Source organism: Asticcacaulis currens, assembly GCF_028550395.1.
Lineage (GTDB): Bacteria > Pseudomonadota > Alphaproteobacteria > Caulobacterales > Caulobacteraceae > Asticcacaulis > Asticcacaulis currens.
On sequence record NZ_JAQQKW010000002.1, the window covers coordinates 457,068 to 474,232 of the forward strand.

Below are 17,165 nucleotides of genomic sequence, written 5' to 3' on the forward strand. Positions count from 1 at the left end.
AAATCATCGCGTTAGGAATAAACAGGCGGTATGGACGATTCCTACATATTAAGCGACAGCGACCGTCAGGTGCTCGACGTCATCTGGCGGCTGGGGCCGATCGCGCGGGTGGACATCACGCCCCTGACCCGTCTTTCGACCATGTCGGTGACGCGCATCACCCGCGAACTGACCGAACAAGGCCTGCTGACCGAGGATGTGCGGCGCGCCGGCGGGCGGGGGCAACCGGCACGACCGCTGATGGTGCGCGCCGATGCCGCCTACGCCGCCGGGGTTTATTTCTCGACGGGATTGGTACAGGTGGGACTGATCAATCTGGCCGGGGTACTGCTGGGCGAAACCCAGGTGCGTACCGATATCGCCACCCCCGCCGATGTGGCGCGGCTGGCGCTCACCCATGTCGAGCGGCTATGCGCCGAACAGGGCGTTGAACCCGCCCGCCTCACCGGCATGGGCTTCGCCCTGCCCGGCGACTTTATCCGCGACCGCCGCAGCCTCAACGCCCACGCCCTGTTTCCGGGCTTCCGCGGCGAAGACATTGGGGCCGAGCTTCAGGCCCACCTGCCCTGCCCCGTGTTTATCGAAAATGACGCCGCCAGCGCCGCCCTGGGGGAGCGGCTGATGGGTATAGGCCAGACCATAGACGATTTCTTCTTTGCCCATATCGGGCACGGCATCGGCGGCGGTCTGATCCTCGGCGGGCGGCTCTATCGCGGCGTCAACGGCAATGCGGGGCTGATCGGTGTGCAATTTGCCAATGACCGGCCGCGCCCGTCGGGTCAGGACCTGCTCGAAAGCCTGCGCGCCGGGGGTGTCGCCGTGAAGGACTTTTCCGATCTGGAGGAGCTGCGCCCGCAGACCTGCGCCCCGCTACGCACCTGGATCAACCGCGCGGCGGCGCAGTTGCGCGAAGGCCTGTGGATCACCGCCCGACTGATCGACCCGCGCGCCGTGATCATCGGGGGCCGCCTGCCGCACCATATCCTGCAGGAGATCGTGGTGCGCATCGACGATGAGCAGTTCTGCAACGAAGGCGTCATGCTGCCGCGACCGCGCGTCATCGCCTCGTCCCTAGGGTCACAGGCGGGCCTGATCGGGGCTGCCGCCCTGCCCTTCTATTCGCGTTTCTTTGGCGATTCCTGAACATTTTCGGTATCACAGCCGCTTTTCAGGACCGGATTGCAGCGCGCATAGCCCGATGGAAAACGAACCTCATAGGGTCCAAAGCGCCGGTCTGGCCACGGATAGTCGGTCGCGATGAGCTGCGCCCCGCTGGTGAAGGCTTCGCGACGCCGCGTTTCCTTGCTGAGATCGCTGTCCTCGCCGCCCGCATCGGCGCGCGTATAGACAAGAAAGCCCTGCCTCACCAGCGCTTCGATCTGTCTCGCCTTGGGCTTGGGTCGCATCAGCCACGCCGTGCGCGGATCATCGGGTGTGCGCGCCACGAACAGAAGCGGGGCCACCACGCCGGAGGTAAAGTCGGCATAGGCGTCCTGTTTTTGCGGATCATCGAGCAGCAGAAAAATAACCCGACCGCGCAAGGCGTCCAGCGCCGGCCAGCCTTCGGCGCGCACGGCGGCATTGACGCTGGCATAGGCGCCCTGCACCTCAGCCGGACGCACGATCTGCGCCGGGGGGAAGACCGCCTCGATCTCGGCGTGCAGCCGCGCCCAGGCCTCCCGCCCGAACGGCGCCGCCGCAGCGGGCACGTAGGCATTGGCCACCGGCGGTTTGCGTCCTTCCTTGGCCTCGATCTGCACAAAGAGGGGCAGATGCCCCGGATGCGCCTGCGACCAGTCGCGGATGATTTCCAGACAGCGCGTAAAGCGCAGGCAGCGGCTGCGCACATCTGTATCGGCGGCGTGAAACACTTTCAGACCGGGTTTGCGCAACTCGCCTTCAGGATCGACCGGGGCTACAGTGGCCGCGACCTCCGGCGACAGGGCCTTGAGAAACCCCGGATCGGCAAAACGCCCGCCTTGCGGATCATCGTGCACATCCAGCTCAAAGACCCGCAACCCTCTCTCAAGCTGGGTTTGCAGGGGCGCGTGGGTGTAATCCAGCGCCGGAACCAGACGCCTGGCTGGCCACTCCGCGCTCTCGGCATAGCCGGTTTCGTCCATAAGCCGGAACAGGGCGGTATCCGGTGCCACATGGTAAGAATTATGCGTGCCAACAAACTGAAGCTGGTTCAGGCGCACGGCCGTGGACTTTGACGCGGGCTCAGCCCCGGCCCATGCACCCATAGCGCCCCAAAGAGCCACCGTCACTGCTGCTGAATATCGCCACGCCATACGCCGCCACCTGTGCCGTTAGTCAAATTTAATACCGTTTAGATATTTAATGCGACATAATTGCGACGATTTATGTTATTGTCACTATCGCCCCCTAAATTATCCACATGCCCCCTTCTGCGCAGCCCTTGTCCCATCGGCGTCTTCTGACCTACGCCTCCGGCAATTTCGGCAAGACCCTGTTGTGGGGCACGGTGGACACGACCCTGATGTTCCTCCTGACCGATTATCTGGGGCTGGAGGCCGGATGTACCGGGGCACTGATCTTCACCTCTCTGGTGCTGGACGCCCTGCTTTATCCGTGGGCCGGCCATTTGGCGGATCGTCTGCGGACACCACTGGGCCGCTATGGGCCGCTGATCGTCCTGGGCACCCCGGTGGCCGTAGCCGCCTTTATCCTGCTGTTTCTGCTGATCCGCATGGAGGCCTCGCTATGGCTTATTGCGGGTACACTGGCTCTGTTGCGCATCGGCTATGTCGCCCTCGACCTGTCGCACAATGCGCTGCTGGCCCCGATTTCAGCGGCGGTGCAGGACAATGGCCGCATCGCTCTGGCGCGCTTTCTGTTCTCCTCTCTGGCTACCCTGCTGCTGGCATTAGCCCTGCCACGCCTGATCCGGCCGGAGGACCCGGCGGCCGGCTTCGTTTGGGTAGCGGTCCTTCTGCCGCTGGTCGCCGGTGTCGCCATTCTGGTGGCCTGGGTCGCTGTCCGGGAGTGGGACACAGGCGCGCCGCTCGCCCGTCACGCGGGCGGAGTCACCATGCTACTACGCGATCGGAACACCTTGCGCATCCTTGCGGTGGGCGCGACGGCCTCGCTGTTTTTGCCCCTGTTCAACAAGGCCTGCGTCTTTTTCACCGCCCACTGGATCGGCAATGCCGCTCTAACCTCATGGCTTCTGGGGGCTCTGGTCGCCGGTCAGGTGGCCGGGCTGCCGCTATGGCTTTACCTGTCGCCGCGCTGGCCCAAGACGCGCATCATGCAAGTGGCGCACGCCCTGAGCGCCGCGGGCTTCCTTCTGGCGGCCCTGAGCTTCGCCGTCCTGCACGCTGCCTTGCCGCTGCTTATGGCCTGCGCTTTTGTGGCGGGGATGGGCCTCAGCGGCGTCTATGCCCTGATCTGGGCCCTGCTGTCTGACGCCGCCCATGCGCTAGAACAAAGGACACAGGCGGCGGTGGGCGGGCAACTCTTCGCCTGGGCCATATTTCTGCAAAAAGCCGCCATGGGCGTAGGTGCCGGTCTGTTCGGGCTGGGCTTAAGCTATTCGGGTTATCAGGCCGACGTTGTGAATGATGCGGCCCGGCAGACCTTGTTCGCTTTCACTTTTCTGTTGCCCGCCCTAGGCAGTGTGATCTGCGTAATCCTGCTTAACGCCACAGATCAGACCTCTTTGCCGACTAATCGATCCGGACATTAGCTGAAATCCGCGCCGGTTATGACGCCATCGGCGTTTTTGTCCTTCTTTTTGAAGTCGGCAATGCTGTCATTGACCCACTCTTCCAGCGTCACGAAGCCGTCCCCGTTGGTGTCGCACTTCATGACCCAGCCCACGCGCTTTTCAATCATCGGATCGTTCGGTGCGGCCGATTTGGAATAGTTGGCCGTCGCCTCTTCTCTGGTCACCTGACCGTCTTTGTTGGCGTCCATCGCCTTGAAGGTAGCGGGTTTGTTGAGCGTAAACTCAGCCTGCGTGATCTGCCCGTCCTTGTTGCGGTCAAGGTAGGTATAGGCTTGCGGAATGTCCTGAGCCGAGGCGGCTGAGGCCGCCACCAGAGACACAACAACGATACCGACATTTACAACCTTGTGCATGTTTCCACCTTTGTTCTGATTGCGTGCCGCGTTCGGGGCATCTGTTCACCACCCCTGCGCAGGCCGTGAAAGATATATAGATAGATATAAAATTTGGCTAGACATATTTTCCGACGGCTATATCACTACGACTAACGAAAATATCTACGGGGAATACAATGAAAGCCTGTTTCCTTGCCGGGACCGCTCTCGCGGCGGCGCTTTTGACCACCCCCGCCTTTGCAGAGCCCGCCAAATTCGCCGACGTATTTCAGGACCACGCCGTCGTCCAGCGCCATATGGAGACGAGGGTGTGGGGTACCGCCAGGCCGGGTGATACACTCACTGTCAGACTGGGGGCCGTAAAGGCGTCCACCAAGGCTGGGGCGGACGGAAGCTGGCGCCTCACCCTGCCGCCACAGGCCGAAGGCGGCCCCTTTGACCTGAGCGTGAGCAATGCGGCGGAGGAAACCACAACCCTGAAAGACGTCGCTATCGGAGATGTATTCCTGTGCGCCGGTCAGTCGAACATGGCCTTCCCGCTCAGCGCCAGTATCAATGGCAAGGCCGAAGGCGCCAAGCCCGTCGATCCGACCATCCGTCTCCTGAATATAGAAAAAACAGGGGCCATCCGTCCCGCCAGTGGCTTGCCCGTCACGGCGCGCTGGACCTATTCCGGCCCGGACACCGCGCCGGGCTTTTCGGCCGTCTGCCTTCTGACCGCGCGCGAATTGCGGCAGGACACGCCGGTGACGATCGGCCTCATCTCCGCCGCCGTCGGTGGGTCGCCTATCGAAGACTGGATGAGCCGCGACGCCCTGAAAGCAACCCGCATCGGCCTGTCGAACGTCGCCTTGCACGATGCCTATGCGGCCAGCGTGGATGAGGGACGCAAAGAGTTCGGCGACCGCACTGAAGCCTGGTGGGCAGGGCGTAAAACCGCCGAAGAACCGACATGGCGCGAAGCGGGCTATGATGACAGCGGCTGGCAGAAACTCACCCTGACCAAACGCTGGCAGGAGGCCGATCAGGTCGAACTAAAAGGCTTTAACGGCACGATCTGGCTAAGGCAGCACATCACCCTGACCGCAGCGCAGGCGGCCAGTGCCGGGCAGTTGCGTCTGGGCATTCTGAATGATCTCGATGCGACCTTTGTCAACGGGGTGCGCGTCGGGGCCGAAGATGGCGATGCCGAACGGGTTTATCCTGTTGCCAAGGGGCTGCTGCGCGCCGGAGACAATGTGATCGCTATCCGGCTGAACGGCACCTACGGCAATGGCGGCGTCAAGGGCCCTCCCAACAGCCGCGCCCTGCTTATCGGCAATGACAGCCTCCCCCTGTCCGATCAGTGGCTCTATCGCATCGCCGCTCCGGCCACGCTCTCAGGCACGCCGCCGCGCGCCCCGTGGGCCGCGGGTCGCGGCTACACCAACCTCTATAATGGCATGATTGCCCCGCTCCTGCCATATGGCCTGAAAGGGGTGATGTGGTATCAGGGCGAACAGAATGCCTCGGCCTATAATGATTACCGCCTACTCCTCCCAGCCCTGCTGGCCGACTGGCGTAGGAGCTTCAAAAGCGACCTGCCCTTCTATATTGTTCAGCTTCCCAACTGGCGCTCCCGCACCGATGTACCGGCGGAGTCGAATTGGGCCGGGCTGAGAGAGGCCCAGCGCGCCACCGTCAAAGCAGACAAAAAAGCCTATCTGGCGACCACGATTGATCTGGGCGACGTCAATGATGTTCACCCGGTCAACAAACGTGATGTGGCCAGCCGCATGGGCCTGCTGATTAGGAAATACAGCTACGGTAAGGACCTGATCGCCAATGCTCCGGACATTGAGGGTGTTACGCGCGAAGGCGATGATCTGGTGCTTCAGTTTGACGCCTATGGTTCGCGACTGGTGACCTACAGCGCTGATCAGGCCATCGGTTTTGAACTGTGCGACAGCCAGAAGACCTGCCGCTACGTTGCCGGTCGCGTGGCGGCCGATACGGTGCGCCTCAGCGTGCCCGCGGGATTGACCCCGACCCTGCTTCGCTACGCCTGGGCCGATACGCCGGTCGTCAACCTCTACAGCGCCAATGGTCTGCCTGTGACGCCGTTCCAGTGGGACCTGAAAAGCAGCCCGGCCAAATGACCACGGACCGTCGCCGGTTTTTGACCGGTTCGGTCGGTAGCGGTCTGTGTCTGGCCGGCGCAGCCGCCGTCGGCTCCCCTTTACGCCCTGACGCCGATCAGGCCGTGTGGCAGTACCATGTCGATATGTCGGCTCAGCGTTCGCACGCCTATCTGTGGACGCCGCCCCGTTCGAAACGCCTGCGCGGCCTGATCATGGGGCAGACCATCGTCATCGAAAAGGCCCTGCTGGAAGACCCGGCGATCCGCGCTATGGCGGCACGGGAAGATTTCGGTCTCATCTGGTTTAACCGCAACTGGGGCAATCGCTACGTCTATAGCGAGCCGCGCCGCGATGACCGGGTCGTGCAAGGGGCGCTGGATGCCCTGGCCGCGCTGAGCGGTTTCGAAGAACTGACCTGGGTGCCGTGGGTGACGATTGGTCATTCCGCCTCGCAGGCCTTCGCCTTTAATCCCGCCTATCAGAACCCGGATCGGGTGCTGTGCATCATCAGCGCCAAGGCCGGTTTGGGCAGGCCGCCAGAGTGGGACAAGACGGCGAGCCTGCGCCACACCCCGGTGCTTCAGATCGGGGCTGAACTGTTTGAACTGGGGCCCGCGCGCCGCCTAAGTCCGATCGACACCACGGCGCGGCAGATGGCCGAACACGCCCGAACCCATCCCGACACCGTATCGATGGGTCTGACCCAGACTGGCAGCGGGCATTTTGAATGGTCGCCCGATCTGGGCCGTTATGTCGCCGCGTTCATCTCGGCGGCTGCCAAAGCCCGCCTGCCGGAAGCCCTGACTCGTGATTTTCGCTTCAATGAGACACCGGAACGCGAGCTGTGGCTGGTGGACAGCGCTGTGCCGCCCCGGTTTGCGGCAGCCCCCGCACCGCTTTATCAGGGACCACGGGAGACGGCGATGCGCGTGTTCAACGGGCATCTGGCCAAGGCACTGAGCGCTTTCTATGCCGGCCATAACAAACGGCCCGTCTGGATCAGCTTTGATCACCAGACACCGTCTGCCAATGGACAGGGCTTGCAGACGCTCGACTTCACACCGGAAGCCGATGGGTTGAGCTTTAGCGTCTCGGCACGTCTGCAAAGGGACGACAGCGATACGGGCGGCTCAGCCCCGCGGGGTGGGCTGCATTTCCGGGTCGTCGGCTGGGGCTGGAGCTGTGTCCGGACGGGCCCGGCCACCTTCCGCGTGCAGTTCAACCGTGCCGAGGATAATATCGACAAGATACTGATACTGGCGGAATATCCGGGCGACCGCACGCACCGGCCCGTGGTGCAGCCCGTGCTTATCCGCATCCCGCTCACCCATGACGAGGGACTGGAGCAGACGCTTAGCTTTGACGCCCTGCCGGATGTCGCAAGCCCGCACGGCCGGATACGCCTGAATGCTCGGTCTTCGGTGGGGTTGCCGGTGTCGTTTTTCGTGCGGTCAGGACCGGTCCTTATCGAAGACGCCCACTATCTGCGATTTGCGGACGTGCCCGCCCACGCCCGCTTCCCGCTTCGTATCGAGGTGGTGGCCACACAATGGGGCCGCGCCACAGGCCCTGCCGTCAAGACCGCCACGCCCGTATCGCGGGTCTTCTATCTTCACCGGCCACATTGAGTTTTAAGCCAATTTTTAGCGGTTAGATGCCTCAATATCGGTCTGCGAGTCGAACAGAATTCGACCCTGACGCAGGGCGTGACGACTTTGCTGTAAATCCGGTGGCAGGGCTTTGCGCAGCGCATCGACATACAGGCCAATACGGTCAAACGGGATGGCCGCCAGAGGCGAAAGCCCTGCCACAGCCCTTGTCTTTACCGCCGGCGACAAATCGAAATCCGCCGGGTTGGTCAAACCGGGATCGCGGTCAAAAACCGCATTGCTCGCCGTGTCGATGGTCACGCTTCTGGCGAGATCAAAGGGCTTTTGCGTGTTGATCAGTATGTTCTTTTCCAGCACATTGCCGGTCGGCAATTGCGGGCTCATTTTCAGCGTATTTAGCACCTCGCCATAGCGGCTGGACCACGGCGGCTCTGCCGTATTGAGCTGATTGAAAAGACGGCCCAGGTGCGACGAATGGAGGCCGTAATTCCGGCTCACGCCGCGATCGTCCAGATGCAGCCCCAGACGACACGCCATCACCAGATTGCCAATAATCTGATTGCCATGACCTCCACCGATAAACGGGCCGCTGGCCAGCCGGAAACAGATATTGCCTTCGACGCGGTGCCCTGACGCGCCATCGTCAATATAGACGCCATTAGCGCCGGCTGAGCTATGGATGAAGTTATGGCGCACGATATTGCCAAGTCCGGCCCAGTCGCCATTGGTATAGATGCCACCCAGATCACCGCTGTCGAGCCCGATATGATGGATCTCGTTTCGCTCGATGAGAAGATCATTGCCCTGATAGACGATACCGGCATTGGGGCCATCGTGGATCAGATTGTTGCGCACCCGGTTGCCGACGCCATTGAGGGCGATGGCTGGAGAAATGCGGGCCTCTTCGCCAAAGTTTCGGATATGGTTGTTTTCTATCACCACATCGCCGGGGGTCAGGGTCTTGCGATCCCCGCAGGTGACGCGCACGGCAAACCGGCCAATATGTTCAAGGTCGCAGCCGCGCACGCTGTGCCCGAAGCCGCCCACCATGTCGATGGCACCGCCGCCGATATTGCGAAGGCGCAGGGCCTCAAGCGCAATCTCCCATCCGCCGTCGATGCGCATGGCCCCGGCGCGACCGCCGGCAATCTCAAAGCCGCTGAACCGCACATGGCTGACGCCTGAAAGGTGGATCATCGGCGTATTGAGCGTCGTAACCTCAAGAGAGGCAGAGGGCTCCGGAAGCCAGATCAACAGACGCCGCCCGGCATAGTCGTAGCACCACTCCCCCGGCGCCTCTATCTCCTCGGGTAGGTTGAAGGCGTAATAGGGCTCCTTGCCGTCGCCCTTGCGCGTGCCATTGATCAGGGGGGTGTACTTCGACCCTATGCCCAGACTGACCGGCGCAGCGAGCGTAATTGTACGCGCAGCCGTATCCAGAGAGGCCACCTTGACCGACTGCACGCTGAAGGGCACGCGCCAGAAGCCGGTGAGCCACAGCTCCCCCTTTTTTACCGCTGCCGCCCAGGTCGCCGGGTGGTCACCGCGATAGCGAAAGGTGCCACCACGCGGCGGGGCAATCCCACTATCGAGCACCTCGGCTATGGTCGTATAACCGCCCTTGGGCCAGCGAGACTGAGGCAGTTTTTCACCTTTGTGGATGACGCTGAACAGCCCCCCATTGTCCTCGAACACCGGCGGCAAGGCGGGCGGCAGGTTTACCCCCGCCGCCGCGAAATCGAACGCGACAAGATTGCCCCGGACCTGCGGACGCACGCGGGCGAGCAGGTTGATATCGTCGATGCGGCGAGCGCTTTGGGCCGAGAGTCTGACCCCTCCGAACAGACGCACCTCAGCCCCCGGCAGCGCGCGATAGGTCACCGGGGCCTGCGCCGTACCGCTATCTTCGGCCGTCAGTTGAAAGGGCTCGTTGATGAAATAGGTGCCGCTGTGCAGCGAGACACAACAAGGAGCAGACACCCCGCCCCGACGCAGGGTGCGCAGGCGGTCGCGGGCCCCGGTGAGCGTGCGCAGCGGACGGGCAGCGCTGCCATCGGCGGCATCATCGCCGTCAGGGGCTACATGCAGGTCCAGACCCGTGGCGGCCCCGACCCCACCCGGCAGGACCAAACCCGCCCCGATGATCCCCAGAGCCTTGGTGACGAAGCGGCGGGTCTTCATCGGCCATCCCCCCCTATCTGCCGGATATCGCAAAAGGAGGCCGACGTATCGAATGCCAGACGCACTGGCTCAGCCCCGGAGGCCTCCAGCCGCAGGCGGTCCCGGTCTTCCCAGACGGTTTTGGGTTTGGCCTGACCGGGGGCCAGCGGAAACAACAGGACACGAAAACCGGGGGCGCGGCTGCGGCTGGCGATCACCAGCCGCTTGTCGAGGCCGAAGCTGCGCGATCCGGCCAAGGCATTGACCTCCGATTGCGCTTCCAGCGTGTCGCGCCGCTCAAAGGTTTCAAGGCGGAAGGACGGTCGGGTCGTATAGTCGATGGCGCGTTGCGGTTCATTCATGGCCAGCACCCGCACCAGAAGGCGCGGCGCGCTGCCTTTAGCGCGTTGCCCGGAGGTGTCGATCAGCACCATGTCATTGCCCGCCAGTTCGATCAGATCGACCTCTGGCCCCGTCTGCATCAGCCATTCATAAAGGCGTTCGCTGTTATCCTTCTGAATCTCATCGGCTATGATCAGCCAGGGCGACGGCCCTTTGCGGAAATAGAGAGAACGAAATGCCTTCTGAACCGGATTGAAGGCATAGCGTACCGGCCAGCCATCCTCGTCCCACTGGCGCGGATCACCGCGCTCAAAGCCGCTCCAGAAGGCTGTGACACTGGGCCGGGTATCGCGCTGTAACGGAATGCCACGATACTGTTCGCGAAAGCGTGCCGCTTGCGCGGCATAGTCCTGCCAGCGCTCATAACGGAACAGTTCGGAGTGTGCCGGTTCGGTCAGGATCTGCTTTGGCCACGCCCAGTCATAGGCGGCCTTATGGCTGCACAGGGCGGTAATGGCGTCAGGCGTTTCGGTGACGCGCAGCCATTCACCCGGACCGGGCCAGTAGCCTTGTCCCTTGCCGTCGATCAGTACGCTGTTGTGGTGGCGGGTTTCCGGGGACCGGAAATTGTCCTTCGCCCACACCTTGCCCAAAGCGGCGAAGGTAAAGGCCCCGCGATCGGCGTGTTCATGACTGGAGCCCACCGAATCCAGACGGTTTTCAAAGGTCAGAAAGGCCGCCGTATCCGACCAGTCGGTGCGGGTGTTCAAAGACCCGCGCGTCCTGTCATACAGGGTGACGGGCCGGGCCGGGTCCAGTGGCACCGGCGTGCCGATCTCCTCTGCCCAGATCAGGGCTTCGATCAGGTGCACGTCACCGTAAAAGGCATTGAGACGCTTGGTCTTGGTCTGATTATCAACGCCGGACAGGCCATATTGATGCGCCCACAGGGCCTGCACGCGCGGATCATCTGGAAAATGATAGAGCCAGGCAGCGAGGGTCCACAGGGCGGGTCCCGTATCGCCGCCGTCACCGCGGCTGATATAGGCGTCGGCACCGGGCGTTTCGCAATGCAGATACCAGTCCAGCGCGGCGCGATGGTGGGCGTGACTCAAAAGGCCCTCACCCCGCCGGTCAGCCGCCACCATGAACGGCATCCCCCACACAAAACCAAACTGTATATAGCCGATAGCCTCGGTAGAGACGCCGTTTTCGGTAAAGGCGTAGTCCAGATAGTCTCTGGCGATCTGCACCCCCAGCCGATAGACGCGCGGGTCATAGCCCGCCTCCCCCTCGATAGCCAGGGCCAGCAGGGGCTGCTGGAGGGCCACCATGACATGGTTCCAGTTGCGGAAATGGTGCGGCAGGCGCGCCCCCTCCCACAGACGCCCATAGGTGACGCGCGCAATCAGTGCCCGCAAAATCTCCCGCTGGGCCTCCGTCATAAAGCCATGCGCAAAATCATAGCCATAGCCCAGAAGCTGATAGGCCAGAACGTCGCGCATACCCTGCCCGCTGCGGCTCGCGCCGGTCAGCGAGCCTGACAGCTTGACGCGCCAGACGTCGTCATTCATCGGCTCGGACAGCGCCTGTTCAATGTCCGGCGCAATCAGCCCGGCATAGGTGGCCAGCGCCGTCGCCGCGCGCGTACCCGTTGTCGTATCCCCTTCGATGCAGGCGATCAGGGCCTGAAGCACAACCCCGTATATCCACGGCTTGTAATGGCCCACCGGTGGAGGGAAACCACGGCTTTTCACCAGCGCCTGAGCGGCAGTGAGGTCACCGGCAGACAAAGCGTCGTAAAAGGCCTTACCCAAACTGTCGGGTTTGGCCAGAGCCGTCTCGACCTTCTGCCGGGCGGCGTTGAGCAGGTGGCGACCCGTTTCCGTGCCCTGCCAGCGCCGACGGATTTCGGGGATTTCGGCCTGAGTGAACAACAGGCGCGGGTGTTGACCTGCCGCGGGAGGCGGCACAAGGCGGTCAGCCCGCTGGCCACGGCGATCCTGCCCCGCCGCGACCTTGGGTGACGGGGGATAGGGGTAGTCGCCATTGAGCACGCGCTCGGCGTCGAGTTCGCCTTTCAGATGCGCAGGTACCCGTTCCGCTGCCGTCGCTGCGGCACCTGTCCACAGCAGGGGAAGGGCCGCGACGCCCTTCAACAGATCACGCCTGTGGTGTTCGCTCATCGCCGCCTCGCCTGTTCTGTATTGCCGTCAGATCACTTCGGCCTGCCATTGCCCTGCCCGACCTTTGGCGTACCTGACGGTCTCCACACCCCCGGCGTGTCTGAGGGTCAGGGTGGTGCGATCGGCTGACCATTGGGTTTGCGGCAAGGCTTCGCCGGAGCGATGCGGATAGAGCAGGATGCGGAAGGCGGGCTCGCGGCTGCGGCTGGCGATCACCAGACGCTTATCGAGGCCGAACGAGCGCGACCCGGACAAGGCGCCATTGGTCGCCTCCGCTACCAGCGTGTCCCGGCGTTCAAACGTCTCCAGACGCGAGGACGGACGGCTTTGATAGTCGCGGGCCTTGTCGGGCTCACCCAGATTGAGGATACGCACCAGCAGCAGGCGATCCCCGGTGACGGGCTTTGGCAGACCGTCCGCGCTGCGTTTGACCGAAGCGTCACACAGGATGATGTCGCTGTTGGTCTGAGCGCAGATTTCGGTATCCGGCCCCGTCTGCATCATCCATTCGTACAGATGGCTCTCATCATCCTTGGCAATGTCATCGCTGACCAGCAACCAAGGCCGGAGTTTGCGCGCGAACAGGATCGAACGAAATGCCTTCTGCACCTGGTTATGCGGCAGGCGCACGGGCCAGCCGTCTTCGTCCCACAGGCGCGGATCGCCTTGCTCAAAGCCTTTCCAGAAGGCGACCACGGACGGACGGGTGTCGCGCTCACGCGGCACGCCCGCATAGTCGCGCTGGAACTTCTGCGCTTCGGTCTTGTAGTCCGCCCAGCGGGCATATTTGAAACGTTCGAAGCGGTCAGGGTCTTCGGTCAGGATCTGCTTCGGCCAGAACCAGTCGTAGGCCGGCTTGCAGTCGCACGCGGCGCGCACATAGTCCGGCGTCTCCTGAAAATCGAGCCATTCGCCCGGCCCCGGCCAGTAGCCCTGCCCCACCCCGTCAATCAGAATGGTCGAATGGTGGCGAGACTCGACGGAGCGGAAATTGTCTTTGCCCCAATCGCGCCCCAAGGCCGAAAAGGTGAAATGACCGCGATCGGCGTGTTCGTGGCTGGCCCCCACCGAGTCGATGCGGCATTCAAACTGCACCTGCGCGGCGTCGCGCGTCCAGCCGGAGCGGCTCATCAGCGAGCCTCTGAGCGGATCGTGCAGCGACAGGGGCAGTTTGAGGTCGGCCACTTCGGTGGGCATAACCGGCGCGACATCCTGCGCCCAGATCAGCGGCTCGATCAGGTGTACATCCCCGGCCAGAATATTACCGGCGGCCGACGGGGCTGCGCCTTCGCCGCCGGACGCGCTGCGCATCAAAAGCGACCACAAAACCGACACGCGCGGATCATCGGGGAAGTGATGATGCCACATGGACACGGTCCACAGAGACGGGCCCGTATCGCCGCCGTCACCATGGCTGATCCAGTTCGTCTGCGCCGGCGTCAGGGCCTGAAGATACCAGTCGAGCGTTGCGCGATGGTGGCCGTGGGTGAGCAGATTTTCGCCCCGGCGCGTGGCGGCCACGAACAGGGGCGCGCCCCACACAAAGCCGAACTGCGAATAGCCGATGGCCTCGGTCATCATGCCGCTCGGGGAAATACCATAGGTCAGATAGTCGCGGGCAATCTCAAAACCCAGTTTGACGACGCGCGGATCGTAACCTTCTTCCCCTTCGATGGCCAGCGCCAGCAGGGGCTGCTGCATGGCGACCATGATCCAGTTCCAGTTACGGAAATGGTGCGGCAGGCGCGCCCCCATAAACAGGCGGCCCTTGGTGGCCAGCGAAATCGTGCGACGCACTGTGTCGCGCTGCTGCGGAGTCATGAAGGCGTGACCAAAATCATACCCATAGCCGACCAGATGATAGGCCAGACCATCGCGCAGCCCCTGATTGCTCTTCGGCGAGCCGGTGATCGGGCCGGAGGTCTTGGCCCGCCAGACATCATCATTCATGTCGCCGGACAGGGCCGTTTCCAGATCGGGCCGCACCATCTCGACATAGGTGGCGAGTGCCGAAGCCGCCTTCTGGCCCTTGTCAGTGTCGTTAAAGATCAGGGCGTCAAACAGTTCCAGTACGACGGCATAGAGCCACGGCTTATAGTGACCGACCTGCGGCAAGGGCCCCTTGGCGGCGGCCAGTGATCTGGCAGCCGCCAGATCGCCACGGCTCAGATGGGTGTAAAACAGCGTGGTCCACTGCCCCTCGGCACGCAGAAAGCGGTCGGTCTTGCGCCGCAGATTGGCCAGCAGTTGACGCCCCGCTTCGGTTGTCTCGGCGCGTTTGCGAATAACGGGCACATCGGAGGGCGAGAACAGGATGCGCGGATGTACCCCGGCCTTCGGCACGGCCGTCACGCGGTCGGCGCGGAAACCGCGACGGTCAGCCTTAACATCAAAAGCCGGAGACGGTGGATACGGATAGACCCCGTTCAGCACCGCCTCCGCACTCAGCTCGCCGGGCAGCCGTACAGTTGGCGCAAAACCTGTCTGACCAAAGGCCGACGTTGCCGCGGCGCTGGCGGCCACACCGGAGATCAGGAGTGCACGGCGGGACAGATGTTGTGGCATTGAACGGACCCTGTAGATTTATGATATTGTTATCTTGAGACTTTATATTCGTCAGCTTCCCCAGTCAGGCTCCCGGAAGAGATGCGCAGACACAATCTCAAAAAAAAGCGCCGCCTTGACGGTCGGCGCTGAGGCTTGGCGAAACGCAATCAGGGAGGGCTGATCCGCCGGATTATACATATCGTTCAAAAATTGGTCTGGCAATAGAATTTAGATATCTAAATACCAATTCTTCTAATCCACCCACTCAGGGAAGGGACTCAACGCGGAAATAGTCGAAATCGGCCGAGCCATTGCGCGTCGCCGTGAAGGCGGGCGTACCGGTAGGAGCGCTGGCGAATATGCCGATCTGCGCCCCAACCCACTTACCGGGACGGGTCAAAAACGTGACGCCGAAAGGCGTATAGGCCTGACCTGATTGACGATAGGCAAAGGTCAGGCGGGCGTGTTTTTCGCGCGTCAGCGACAGCCACGGCCCTTGCCCCTCTGGCAGGGGGACACTTTGCCACTCGGCCTTCGCCTCTGCTTTCAGGCAAAGCGGGCCCGGCTCAACCTTCAGAGCGGCCACGATCTTCTCCGACCCGCCCGCTTCGGCCTCCGAATTCTCCACTTGCACGAGATAGAGTCCGTCCGCGCGTTTCTCTACGCCGATCCAGGCGTAGCGGCGCCCCAAGACCACCAGACCGGCGCGCTCACCGGTGCTGACGGGCGCGAAATCGAGGCAGGTTTCCGCCGCAAAACGCTCACCCGGCAGTTTCTGGCTGAGCACATTTCCGGCTTCATACAGACTGGCTGGCATAGGCACCGCGTTCAGCCGCGCAAAGCCCGGACGCGCCGTCAGGTCGATCCAGTTATCCGCCGGATTGGCATTCCATTGCCAGTGCAGGGACAGCCTGCCCTCAAACCTATCGCTACCGCTTAAGTGCAGAGGCTGGTCTTGGGAGGCGCGGGACGAGGCTGTAGGGACGGTGCCGTGTTTAACCGGTTGCCCCGTCCCATCACCATCCGGGTCTTCGCCGATGATGGGCCAACCATCCTTCCAGGCGACAGGCTCCAGCCAGACCACCCGGCCAAAGGAATCCGCATCCTGAAAATGGATGAACCCGTCAGCCCCCTTAAGCGACACCAGCGCCCCCTGATGCGGGCCATTGACGTCGGTCGTCCCCTGATCGAGTACATTGCGCGCCTCATAAGGGCCGGCGAAATGGCGCGAACGGAACACGCCCTGCCAGCCCTGTTTGACGCCCCCCGCCGGGGCAAAAATGTAATACCAGCCGTCACGCTTATAGACCTTGGGCCCCTCAATGGTCGTCCACGGTAAAACGCCCACGGCGGTCTTGACGGGCGGCAGGGTAAAGCCGGCCACAAGGACAACAGGCTCTGCCTGCGTCTGAACGCGAGTGCCATCCCCGGACAACGGATAGGCCAGCAAGCGGTTATTCATGCCTGCGCGGCTTTTGGCGAGGCCGATGACCAGCCAGCCCTGGCCGTCATCATCCCAGAAAGGCGTTGGATCAATAAATCCCTTACCGGGCAGGATCAGTTCAGGTTTTGACCACGGCCCCTCCGGCTTTGGCGCGCGCGTCATGTAAATTCCGAAATCCGGATCGGGATAATAGATGGTCAGATAGCCCTGATGATACCGAATAGACGGGGCCCAGACGCCGCCACCGCGTCGTGGGGTAGCAAAGTGCGCCTCCGGTACCAGCTTATCGAGCGCATGCCCGACCAGTCGCCAGTGCACCAGATCATCGGACACAAGGATGGGCAAACCCGGCACATTGGCAAAGGACGAGGCCGTCATCACATAGCTGGTCCCAAAGGCCGTCACATCGGGATCGGAATAGTCCTGCGGAATGATCGGGTTTTCGTACCGTGTCTGCGCCAGTACCGCAGCGCCTCCAAAGCTGGGACTTGTGCACAGGAAGGCAAAACTCAAAAGCCCCGCAAGCCGATACATCCGCAGCATCCACCCTCTCCTTACATTATTGACAACCGGCCATACCCGATCCGCAAGACCCTTAGTTGCCAGACCTTGTAGTCAATTCCTATTTAGATTAATTTTTAGCCTGACTACACATTATTTTCACATC

The 17,165-nt window shown here is 62.4% G+C and carries 10 protein-coding genes; 4 read left to right on the forward strand and 6 right to left on the reverse strand.

Annotated elements, in window-relative coordinates:
* Nucleotides 1-30 precede the first annotated feature (30 nt).
* Complete coding sequence (locus tag PQU94_RS05280; RefSeq protein WP_272740441.1) at nt 31-1,143, forward strand: ROK family protein; 1,113 nt, start codon at nt 31-33, stop codon at nt 1,141-1,143.
* On the opposite strand, the gene PQU94_RS05285 is transcribed toward PQU94_RS05280, so the two are convergent.
* Nucleotides 1,116-2,294 (reverse strand): Ca2+-dependent phosphoinositide-specific phospholipase C, encoded by a 1,179-nt coding sequence (locus tag PQU94_RS05285; protein ID WP_272740442.1) that lies wholly within the window; start codon nt 2,292-2,294, stop codon nt 1,116-1,118. The genes PQU94_RS05280 and PQU94_RS05285 overlap by 28 nt on opposite strands.
* A 107-nt stretch (nt 2,295-2,401) precedes the next feature.
* Here PQU94_RS05285 and PQU94_RS05290 point away from each other — a divergent pair, with 107 nt between their 5' ends.
* Nucleotides 2,402-3,712 (forward strand): MFS transporter, encoded by a 1,311-nt coding sequence (locus PQU94_RS05290; protein ID WP_272740443.1) that lies wholly within the window; start codon nt 2,402-2,404, stop codon nt 3,710-3,712.
* Here PQU94_RS05290 and PQU94_RS05295 read toward each other — a convergent pair.
* Nucleotides 3,709-4,107, reverse strand: a complete 399-nt coding sequence (locus PQU94_RS05295) for an EF-hand domain-containing protein (RefSeq protein ID WP_272740444.1) — start codon at nt 4,105-4,107, stop codon at nt 3,709-3,711. The genes PQU94_RS05290 and PQU94_RS05295 overlap by 4 nt on opposite strands.
* A gap of 158 nt (nt 4,108-4,265) precedes the next feature.
* Between PQU94_RS05295 and PQU94_RS05300 the strand changes: the two genes are divergently transcribed.
* Nucleotides 4,266-6,227 carry a sialate O-acetylesterase gene (locus PQU94_RS05300; RefSeq protein ID WP_272740445.1) on the forward strand — a complete coding sequence of 654 codons (1,962 nt, stop codon included), beginning with the start codon at nt 4,266-4,268 and terminating at the stop codon, nt 6,225-6,227.
* Nucleotides 6,224-7,837, forward strand: coding sequence for a hypothetical protein (locus PQU94_RS05305; protein WP_272740446.1), 1,614 nt, complete (start codon nt 6,224-6,226; stop codon nt 7,835-7,837). Before PQU94_RS05300 ends, PQU94_RS05305 begins: the two co-directional genes overlap by 4 nt.
* A gap of 15 nt (nt 7,838-7,852) precedes the next feature.
* Here PQU94_RS05305 and PQU94_RS05310 read toward each other — a convergent pair whose 3' ends face one another.
* From PQU94_RS05310 to PQU94_RS05325, 4 genes are all read right to left on the reverse strand, one after another.
* Complete coding sequence (locus PQU94_RS05310; protein WP_272740447.1) at nt 7,853-10,000, reverse strand: right-handed parallel beta-helix repeat-containing protein; 2,148 nt, start codon at nt 9,998-10,000, stop codon at nt 7,853-7,855.
* Nucleotides 9,997-12,507: a hypothetical protein gene (locus PQU94_RS05315; RefSeq protein WP_272740448.1), complete on the reverse strand. Its 2,511-nt coding sequence runs from the start codon at nt 12,505-12,507 to the stop codon at nt 9,997-9,999. Before PQU94_RS05315 ends, PQU94_RS05310 begins: the two co-directional genes overlap by 4 nt.
* A 27-nt stretch (nt 12,508-12,534) precedes the next feature.
* A complete protein-coding gene (locus PQU94_RS05320) occupies nt 12,535-15,072 on the reverse strand; it encodes a hypothetical protein (protein ID WP_272740449.1) in 2,538 nt (845 codons plus the stop codon).
* Nucleotides 15,073-15,319: 247 nt separating this feature from the next.
* A complete protein-coding gene (locus PQU94_RS05325) occupies nt 15,320-17,041 on the reverse strand; it encodes a glycoside hydrolase family 43 protein (RefSeq protein WP_272740450.1) in 1,722 nt (573 codons plus the stop codon).
* Nucleotides 17,042-17,165 lie beyond the last annotated feature (124 nt).